Source organism: Streptomyces sp. adm13(2018), assembly GCF_008042145.1.
Lineage (GTDB): Bacteria > Actinomycetota > Actinomycetes > Streptomycetales > Streptomycetaceae > Streptomyces.
In genome coordinates this window covers 7356-16623 of record NZ_RDBH01000055.1, presented here as the reverse complement: position 1 = coordinate 16623, position 9268 = coordinate 7356, and the positions used below count along the sequence as shown (strand labels likewise).

Below are 9268 nucleotides of genomic sequence, written 5' to 3'. Positions count from 1 at the left end.
CGCCCCCGCAGCCCCCCGCGCCGAAGGCCGGACCCGGGGTGCGAATCACCGTCCAGCCCGAACCGGGCTACGTCGGCGGACGCGTCGTCGTCACGTACAGCGTCCGCAACGGCCGCAACGCGCTGGCCACCGGACTCCGGCTCAGGATCGGACTGCCCGCCGGAGTGCCCCACGGCGGACTCCCGGCGGGCTGCGACCCGAACGGCGCCTGCGCGCTGCCCGACCTCACCCCGAACACGACCGCCGTCCTGCGGGTCGTCCTCAGCCCGAAGAAGGCGATGACCGCCCGCGTCACCGCCGTCCTCACCACCACCGGCACGGACGCCGACCGGAGCGACAACACCGCCCGGAAGCGCCTGCGCGTCCTCCAGCCGCGCATCGTCGCCGTGCCCGACATCGGCAAGCCCGGATTCGTCACCTCCGTGCGCGGCGTGGACTTCCCGCCCGGCGCCCCGGTGCGCTTCAGCTGGAACCCGGGGATCACCGCCGCCGCCTCGCCGACCTTCCCGAAGGCCGACGGCACGTTCATCGGACAGCTGCTCATCCTCGCCAAGGACCAGACGGGGCCGCGCACCATCACCGCCTCGGGCCCCGGATTCTCCCCCGTGAAGACCGACTTCCTGGTCGTCAGCGGAACCGTCCAGCCGCCGGACGGGGTGACCCGCCGGTGATCCACGAGGTCGACGAGGGCCTCAGGCGGCTGCTGAACGGCAGCGGCCTGGAGGCCTCGGGCATCGAGGTCACCTTCGACGCCCCCACCCGCGACTGGGCGGCGCGCCGCAGCGCCCCCACGGTCTGCGTGTTCCTGTACGACATCCGCGAAGACGCCCTGCGGCGCGGCTCCGGGACGGGCGAGGTCTACGACGAGGACGGCCACCTCGTCGCGCGCCGCTCACCGCCGCGCTGGTTCCAGCTCACCTACCTGGTGACCGCGTGGGCCAACCGCCCGCAGGACGAGCACCGGCTGCTGTCCCAGGTGCTCGCCGCCCTCGTGGCGCAGGACGCGCTCCCCGCGCCCCTGCTCACCGGCTCGCTCGCCGAACTCGGCCTGACCGTCGGCCTGGAGGCCGCGGGGCCGGTCATGGACGCGCCGGCGGCCGCCGACGTGTGGTCGGCACTCGGCGGGGAGATGAAGGCGTCCCTCGGGGTACGGGTGTGGGCCCCGCTCGCCGGGGTGGCCAAGGCCGCCGCACCCCCCGTCACCGAAGGACTCGTCGTCCGCTCGGCCGCCGCCCGCGACGGCGCCGCCGAGGAGGGGGATCCGGGCCGCAGGCTGCGGTACACCGCCGTAGAGCCGCTCGAACCGGGCGTCGCCGTAGAGCCGCTCGAACCGGGCGTCGAGGTCCGGGGCGGTGGCGACGAGGAGCAGGTCCAGGTCGAGCGGGGTCAGACCGAAGCGCTCCGCGAGGACGTCGAGGAGGGATCCGGCGGGCGGCCGCCAGGGCTCCGCCCGTGGCAGGCCGAGGCCGCCCGGTGTGTCCAGGATCCGTGCGGCGGCGTCGGGTGCGAGGTACTGGCCCCGGTAGGGGTCGTCGGGGTCGGGGTCGACGGCACGGACCGGCCCCCCGGACGCCCTGTGGACCCGGCTCGCCGCCGTCGAGGCGCGCGTGCGGGAGGCCGTGGCGGCCCGTCGTGCCGTCGACCCCGACCCCGACGACCCCTACCGGGGCCAGTACCTCGCACCCGACGCCGCCGCACGGATCCTGGACACACCGGGCGGCCTCGGCCTGCCACGGGCGGAGCCCTGGCGGCCGCCCGCCGGATCCCTCCTCGACGTCCTCGCGGAGCGCTTCGGTCTGACCCCGCTCGACCTGGACCTGCTCCTCGTCGCCACCGCCCCGGACCTCGACGCCCGGTTCGAGCGGCTCTACGGCTATCTCAACGACGACCTGACGCGCCGTCGGCCCACCGTCGGTCTCGCGCTGGAGCTGTGCGGACTCGACGGCGCCTCGCCCGCCCGGTTCCGGCTGGCCCCCGGCGCGCCGCTGGTCGACCACGGCCTCCTCGAGGTCACCGAACCGGAACGGCCGCCGCTGTCCCGCGTCCTGGTCGTACCCGACCGGGTCACCGCCCACCTCCTCGGCGACGGCCGGCCCGACGCCCGCCTCACCGGCGTGCTCGACGAGGTCCGCGCCGACCCGACCGCCGAGGAGGCGGACGTCCGCCGCGCCGCCRCGGCCGCCACCACCGGCGTCGGACTCGTCCATCTGCGCGGCCGGGGCGGCGATGCCGAGGGACTGGCCGCCGCCGCGCTCGCCGGGGCCGGGCTCGGCACCCTCGTCCTGGACGCGGCGGCGCTCGCCCGGCGCCCCGCCGACGTGCCCGCGCTCGCCCGGGTGCTCGCCCGGGAGGCCCGGCTGACCGGCTCCGGTGTCGTCCTCGGTCCGCTGACCGCGCTGCCCGGCGAACCCGTCGAACGGGAGCGGGCCCTCATCGCGCTGTGCGCCGCACTGCGCGGTCTCCCGCTCCTCACCCACGGCACGATCGGCTGGGATCCGGTCTGGTCGGCCGACACCCCCGTCGTCCTCGACGTCGGGCCGCCCTCTCCGGAGCGCCAGGCCGCCCGCTGGCGCCACGCCCTCGACCGGGCCACCGGCGACGGGGGCGCGGCGACCGGCGACATCGAGGCGATGGCCCGTGCCGTCGCCGCGCACCGCCTGGACTCCGGGCAACTGCGCCGGGCCGCCGACGCGGCCGTGCGGACCGCCGCCCTGGACGGCCGCCCGGTGGCGCCCGACGACCTGCGGACCGCCGTACGGGCACAGAACGGCGCGGGACTCGACCGGCTCGCCCGCCGGGTGGAGCCTGCCGTCGGCTGGGACGACCTGGTGCTGCCGCCGACCACCCACCGCCGGCTGCGGGAACTCGCGCTGCGCGCACGCCACCGCGAGCAGGTGCTCGGACAGTGGGGGATGCGGCCCGGCGGCGGCCGGGGGCGCGGGGTCGTCGCCCTGTTCGCCGGCGGGTCCGGCACCGGCAAGACCATGTCCGCCGAGGTCGTCGCCGCCGACCTCGGCATGGACCTCTACGTGGTGGACCTGTCCACGGTCGTCGACAAGTACATCGGGGAGACCGAGAAGAACCTGGAGCGGATCTTCACCGGCGCGTCGGCGGTCAACGCCGTCCTGCTCTTCGACGAGGCCGACGCCATCTTCGGCAAACGCTCCGAGGTCAAGGACGCGCACGACCGGCACGCCAACATCGAGTCGGCGTACCTGCTCCAGCGCATGGAGTCCTTCGACGGGATCGCGGTGCTGACCACCAACCTGCGGGCCAACCTCGACGAGGCGTTCACCCGCCGCCTGGACGTCGTGGCGGACTTCCCCGTGCCGGACGCGGAACACCGCCTCGCGCTGTGGGAGCGGTGCCTGGGCACCCGGCTGCCCCGGGACGAGGACCTGGACCTCGCCTTCTGCGCCGACCGCTTCGAACTGGCCGGCGGCTCGATCCGGGCCTGCGCGGTCACCGCGGCCTACCTCGCCGCCGAGTCCGGCGGCGCGCTCACCATGGGGCAGGTGGTCACCGCGGTCGCCCAGGAGTACCGCAAGCTCGGACGGCTCGTCCTGGAGGGCGAGTTCGGGCCGTACCTGGCCGAGGCCACGGGAGCCTGAGGGCGGGATCCGACCCGAGGGGTCCCGCATCCGAGGGGGCCCGGCCCGTGGACCGGGCCCCCTCGGCGCGTCACATCTCCATCATCTCGGCCTGGTGCACGCCCTGTCCGCCCGCGGCGGCTGCCGCGTTGGGGTCGGTGGCCGCCTCCCAGATCCGTGCGCTCTCCGCCGACGGGACCGTCGCCAGGTTGGCCTTGCGCGCCTCGTCGGTGATCGTCTTGAACATGGACCTGAGCTGGCCGGCCTCGGTGGCCCGCGTGGTCAGCCAGCGCATCTCGACCGGGGCGCCCTTCTGGCCGCCGATGTGCGGCACGATGGCGGCGTTGGGCTCGTCGGCCTTCGGCAGCGCCTTGCCGGGGGCGATCACGGGAAAGTTCTCGGTGCCGTTGAGGAGGCTGTCGAGCATCTGCGCGGTGTTGACGACCCCGGTGGCACCGTGGCCGTACGCCGGCCCGGCCGGGTTCGCCCGGTTGGCCGGGTACCTCGCCAGCAGCCCCTGCCAGTGGCCGACACCGGTCTCCGGGACCTGGCTGTGCAGCCAGGACGCGAGCTGCTGGAGGACGTCCTGCCCGACGACCCTCTCGCGCAGCGTGTCGGTGGTCGCGGCCCTGCGGATACCGCCCAGGTTCGCCAGCTTGAGCAGGAACGGCACCGCGTTCTTCGTGGAGGCCGTGGGCCCGCGCACCCCCGCCTCGATCATGGCCGAGCCGATCGCGTACGACAGCCCGAGGGCCAGGGTGCCGGTCAGGGCCTGCTGGTCGCCGCTCTCCAGTCCGGGCAGCAGGTGCGGCACGACGTCGGAACGTAGCTGCGGCACCGCGCGGTTGATGGCGGCGGCGGCGTCGCGCCAGCCGTCCGCGATGTGCTCCTTGCCGGCGGCCCGCCGCGAATCGTGGCTGACCTGGGTCTGGAAGTTGTACAGCGACGGCAGTCCGGAGGGCAGCACGCCGATGGTGGCCTGGATGTACATCTCGCGCTTCACGTCGTTCTGGAAGTCCGCGATCGCCTGCTGCACCTCGGCCCCGGCGAACAGCTCCGGGCCAAGCCACTCACGCAGGGCCGCCAACGGGGTGCCGGTCCCGGCGACGGGCGAACCCGGCACACGGGAGGCGCGGTGCTTCGGGTCGTTCCCGAAGATCTCGTTCACATGCGCGTCGATCCGGTCGGCGACCTGCCCGATCGCGACGTCGGAGCCGGGCGCCATCTCGTCGAACGGCGCGGTGACGTACTCCAGGTTGCTCAGCGAGGAGACGGGCCGCCCGGTCGCCACCGGCTGCCCGCCGTCGCCCGCCAGCCCGCAGAGCACCGCGTACATCTGCGCGGCCTTGCGGGCGAGCGAGTTGTGGTCGGTGAGGATCGTCAGGTTGGGCTCGCTCATCACGGTGGCCGCGTAGCCGAAACCGCCGTGGAAGAAGGCGCCGAGGTCCGCCGAGGGCGCCCGGCCGCCGACCGTGTTCAGACCCGTCGTGTCGTGCTGGGCGAAGCTCGGCACGCTCAGCTCCACCTCGAAGCCCACCAGACGCTGTACGGCGTCCGGGTCGGCCGCGCGCTGCGCCGTGCCGGGCCCGTGGTGTCCGTGGTCGTGCCCGTCGCCCGCGTGGTGCCCGGAGCCGTGGCCCTCGACGGCACGGGCCACCGGCACCGGCCCGGAGAGCACCCGCCGGGCGTTGCTCTCCGCCTCCCGCTCGAAGCGGTCACCCGGGTCGCTGATCCGCAGCCCGTCCCCCCGGTCGGTGCCGGACACCGGGCCCTGGCGCTGCTGCACGACATGGGTCAGCTCATGGGCCAGGGTGTGTTTGTCCCGGCCGCCCTCTCCGAGGACGACATGACTGCCCGAGGTGTACGCGCGCGCCCCGATGGCCCGCGCCGAGCGGGCCGCCGCGGCTCCGGTGTGCAGCCGCACGCCGGAGAAGTCCGTGCCGAAGCGGGACTCCATCTCCGAGCGCATCGGACCGGCCAGCGGCCGGCCCGCCGAGCCCAGTACGTCCCGCACCCCGGTGTCCTGCTGCGCCGGGGCGGGCCCGGCGCTCGCCCGGCGGGCGATCATGCCGCTCACCGCGGCGTTGCCCGCGCTGCCCTGGGCCGCCCGCAGCGCGTCGGCCGTGAGCGGGGGCGGGACCGCGGCGCCGGTGCCCGGGCTCTCCCGCCGGGGCACGGACCGGTCGCGCGCCGGCCGGCGCTCCTCGACCCGATCCCTGCGCGGCCTGGAAGTCTGCACAGCTGTCTCCTCGTCGGCGCCCGTCGTACGACTCTCCAGCACACCGCCCGCCCGGGGGCGCGTCCAGGGACGAACGGGCAGCGTGCGGGCAGTCCCCGGTGATGTCCGGGCGGTCAACGCGGACCGCCCGTTGAGGCAGAAGCGCTGCCCCCGGGCAGGTCCCCCGGTCCCTGCCGGTCCGGTCGCGGACCGAACAGACTCGACCTGGACACAGGTCATCGCATGGCCGCAAGAACGTGAAGGAGCGAGAATGCCGACGTACCTCACCCCGGGCGTGTACGTGGAGGAGGTGCAGTCCGGTGCCAGGCCGATCGAAGGGGTCGGCACGGCCGTCGCCGCTTTCGTGGGCTTCGCCGAGAAGGGGCCGTTCCACACACCGACCCTGGTCACCGGCTGGGACCAGTACACCCAGGAGTTCGGTGGCTTCACCGAGGGCACCTACCTCGCCCACGCGCTCTACGGGTACTTCTCCAACGGCGGCGGCGCGGCCTACGTCGTGCGCATCGGCGGCTCGGCCGAGTCCGGCGCCCGCTCCACCACCACCGGCCGGCCCGACCGCGAGGCCGTGGCCGCACGCCCGGTGGAGCTCGGCGGCTTCCTGATCGCGGCCAAGCCGGGCGTGACCGGCGTCTCTGTCGAGGTCGCCGACCCCGAGGGCGAGAACCCGCCGGAGGACCGTTTCCGGCTGCTGGTCCGCCGTGGCGACCAGGTCGGCGAGACCTACGACGCCTCCGCCCGCAAGAACGTCAAGGGCTACCTGGTCACCCAGGCCCGCGCCTCCGAGCTGATCGAGGTCACCGAGCAGCGCGGCGCCCCCCAGACCCGGCCCGGCACCCAGACCCTGGCGATCCCCGACGCGCCCGGCGTCGCCGCCGCCCCGGCCGCCGCCGACGTGGCCCGCATCGACCCCGCCGAGTACGTCGGCGACGCGGCGGCCCGCACCGGCTTCGGCGGCCTGGAGACCATCGACGAGATCACCATGGTCGCGGTCCCCGACCTGATGGGCGCCTACCAGCGCGGCGACATCGACGCCGAGGGCGTCCGCACCGTCCAGCTCGCCGTCATCTCGCACTGCGAGCAGATGGGCGACCGTGTGGCCGTCCTCGACACCCCGCCCGACCTCAACGCCCAGCAGGTGCGCAACTGGCGCATGGACGAGGCCGGTTACGACTCGCGGTACGCCACCCTCTACTACCCCTGGGTGCGGGTCTTCGACCCGGCCCTCGGGCGGAACACCACCGTCCCGCCGAGCGGTCACATCGCCGGCGTGTGGGCGCGCAGCGACGCCGAGCGCGGCGTGCACAAGGCCCCCGCCAACGAGGTGATCCGCGGCGCGGTCGACCTGGACATCCGCCTCAGCAAGGGCGAGCAGGACCTGCTGAACCCGATCGGCGTCAACTGCGTCCGGGCCTTCCCCGGCCGGGGCATCCGGATCTGGGGCGCCCGCACGCTCTCCTCCGACCCGGCCTGGCGCTACCTGAACGTGCGCCGCCTCTTCAACTACCTGGAGGAGTCGATCCTCCTGGGCACGCAGTGGGTCGTCTTCGAGCCCAACGACGACCGCCTGTGGTCCAGCATCCGGCGCAACGTCACCGCCTTCCTCATGGAGGAGTGGCGCCGGGGCGCGCTGTTCGGCCGCACCGCCGACGAGGCGTTCTACGTGAAGTGCGACCGCACGAACAACCCGCAGGAGTCCATCGACCAGGGCCGCGTGGTCTGTGAGATCGGCGTCTCGCCGGTCAAGCCGGCCGAGTTCGTGGTCTTCCGACTGGCCCAGTTCTCCGACACCACCAGCCTCATCGACGAGTGACCCGCGGGTCCCGGTCGCACACGCAAGGAAAGGTTGACAGACAGACATGGCAACGGGCGATGCACTCTCCACCCACGTCTTCGGCGTGCAGCTCGGCGGATACCTCGTGGAGTCCATCCAGGAGATCAGCGGCTTCACCGTCGAAGAGGACGTCGTAGAGGTCAAGCAGGTCACCGCCGAGGGCAAGCAGATCATCCGCAAGCAGCCGGGTGCCCGGCAGGCCGGCGAGATCACGATCACCCGCGGACTCGACCAGAGCAGCGAGTTCACCAAGTGGATCAAGGAGACCCTGAACAACGGGGCCGTCAACTCCGCTCGGCAGAACCTGACCATCGAGATCAAGGACACCGAGGGCAACACGGTGCGCCGCATCCAGCTCATGCAGGGCTGGGCCTCCAAGTGGGAGGGCCCCTCGCTGAAGGCGGGCGAGTCCTCCCCGGCCACCGAGTCCGTCACGATCGTGTTCGAGGAGATCGTCGTCGAATGAGGCGCCGCACCGTGACGGCGGGCAACCTGGAGGAGATCCTCCAGCTGACGGAGCCCGACCGGGCGCCGGAGCAGCAGGCCGCGCCCCCGGCCGCCGCCCCGCAGCCCCCTCCGCGCCACGAGGGCGACGGACTGCGCACGGAGTTCGAGTTCGAACTCCCGCGCGGATACGTGGACGAGGCGGGCACGGTGCACCGGCACGGCGCCATGCGCCTGGCCACCGCCCGCGACGAGCTGCGGCCCCAGATCGACCTGCGGGTCAAGGAGAACCCGGCCTATCTGAGCGTGGTCCTGCTGAGCCAGGTGATCACCCGGCTCGGCAACATCACCGACGTGCACGCCGGCATCGTCGAGCGGATGTACGCCACCGACGTGGCGTTCCTCCAGGACTTCTACCGCCGCGTCAACAGTGAGGGCCACACCCGCGCGGCGGTCACCTGCCCGCACTGCGAGGGCGGCTTCGAGGTCGACCTCTCCGGTGGGCGCCTGGGGGAATCGTGACGTACGCCCTTCCCCGCCTCCGGGAGGAGATCGCGTACATCGCCTACCACTTCCACTGGCAGCGCGAGGAGATCCTCGACCTCACCCACGGCGAACGACAGCAGTGGGTGGGCGAGATCGCCCGCATCAACACCCGCATGAACGAAGGCGGCTGAGCACATGGCATGGCGGGACAGGCTGCGCCGCGGCGGTGCGGCCGGCCGCACGGGCGCCGGGCCGGGTACGTCGGGCGGCTCCGGCGGGCCCGGCCCGTCCGGGGGTGCCACGGGTCCGGGTGCGTCCGGTGGTTCCGGCGGTCCGGGTGCGTCCCGTGGTGCCGCCGGCTCGGGGCCGTCCGGGGGGTCCGGCGTGCCCGGGGTCTCCGGCGCGTCCGGCGGCGTCCCGGATCCTTCCGCCGTGCCCGGTGACTGGGACGGCGGCTGGCGGCGTGCCGCCCCGCCGCTCCTGACCCTCTCCCGCGCGCCCCTGGGCGTGAGCGACGGTCTCGCCTTCCGCTCCGGCCTCGCCGCCTGGCAGAACCCGTCCTTCGACAGCGGCATGGGCCACGCCCTGCTGCCCACGGCCCCGACCGGTCTGGTGCACGGGGCGACCCGCCCGGCCACGCCCCGCACCACCGACTCCGGCGGGGGGCCGCTGCTGCTG

Annotated in this window: 6 protein-coding genes and 3 pseudogenes; 8 read left to right on the top strand and 1 reads right to left on the bottom strand. The window is 74.2% G+C overall.

The window, feature by feature from the left end:
• The 3 genes and pseudogenes from EAO70_RS04490 to EAO70_RS04475 all read left to right on the top strand — a co-directional run.
• A pseudogene (locus EAO70_RS04490) lies at positions 1-671 on the top strand (DUF11 domain-containing protein); the annotation flags it as partial.
• A pseudogene (locus EAO70_RS04485) lies at positions 668-1351 on the top strand (DUF4255 domain-containing protein); the annotation flags it as partial. The pseudogenes EAO70_RS04490 and EAO70_RS04485, both read left to right, overlap by 4 nt.
• 223 nt (positions 1352-1574) lie before the next feature.
• Entirely contained in the window at positions 1575-3611 is a 2037-nt protein-coding gene (locus tag EAO70_RS04475; RefSeq protein ID WP_148001707.1) for an ATP-binding protein, read from the top strand.
• 70 nt (positions 3612-3681) lie between these two features.
• On the opposite strand, the gene EAO70_RS04470 is transcribed toward EAO70_RS04475, so the two are convergent.
• Positions 3682-5829 carry a DUF4157 domain-containing protein gene (locus EAO70_RS04470; RefSeq protein WP_410091037.1) on the bottom strand — a complete coding sequence of 716 codons (2148 nt, stop codon included), beginning with the start codon at positions 5827-5829 and terminating at the stop codon, positions 3682-3684.
• Positions 5830-6079: 250 nt separating this feature from the next.
• On the opposite strand from EAO70_RS04470, the gene EAO70_RS04465 reads away from it, so the two are divergent.
• The 5 genes and pseudogenes from EAO70_RS04465 to EAO70_RS37595 form a co-directional block, all read left to right on the top strand.
• Complete coding sequence (locus EAO70_RS04465; protein ID WP_148001706.1) at positions 6080-7639, top strand: phage tail sheath family protein; 1560 nt, start codon at positions 6080-6082, stop codon at positions 7637-7639.
• 46 nt (positions 7640-7685) lie between these two features.
• On the top strand, positions 7686-8126 hold the full coding sequence (locus tag EAO70_RS04460; protein ID WP_121833625.1) for a phage tail protein: 441 nt from the start codon (positions 7686-7688) through the stop codon (positions 8124-8126).
• Positions 8123-8626, top strand: a complete 504-nt coding sequence (locus EAO70_RS04455; protein ID WP_148001705.1) for a zinc-ribbon domain-containing protein — start codon at positions 8123-8125, stop codon at positions 8624-8626. The genes EAO70_RS04460 and EAO70_RS04455 overlap by 4 nt, the downstream gene beginning before the upstream one ends.
• Positions 8623-8781, top strand: a complete 159-nt coding sequence (locus tag EAO70_RS37600; protein WP_179851652.1) for a DUF6760 family protein — start codon at positions 8623-8625, stop codon at positions 8779-8781. Before EAO70_RS04455 ends, EAO70_RS37600 begins: the two co-directional genes overlap by 4 nt.
• A 241-nt stretch (positions 8782-9022) precedes the next feature.
• Positions 9023-9268: pseudogene (locus tag EAO70_RS37595) on the top strand (hypothetical protein); the annotation flags it as partial.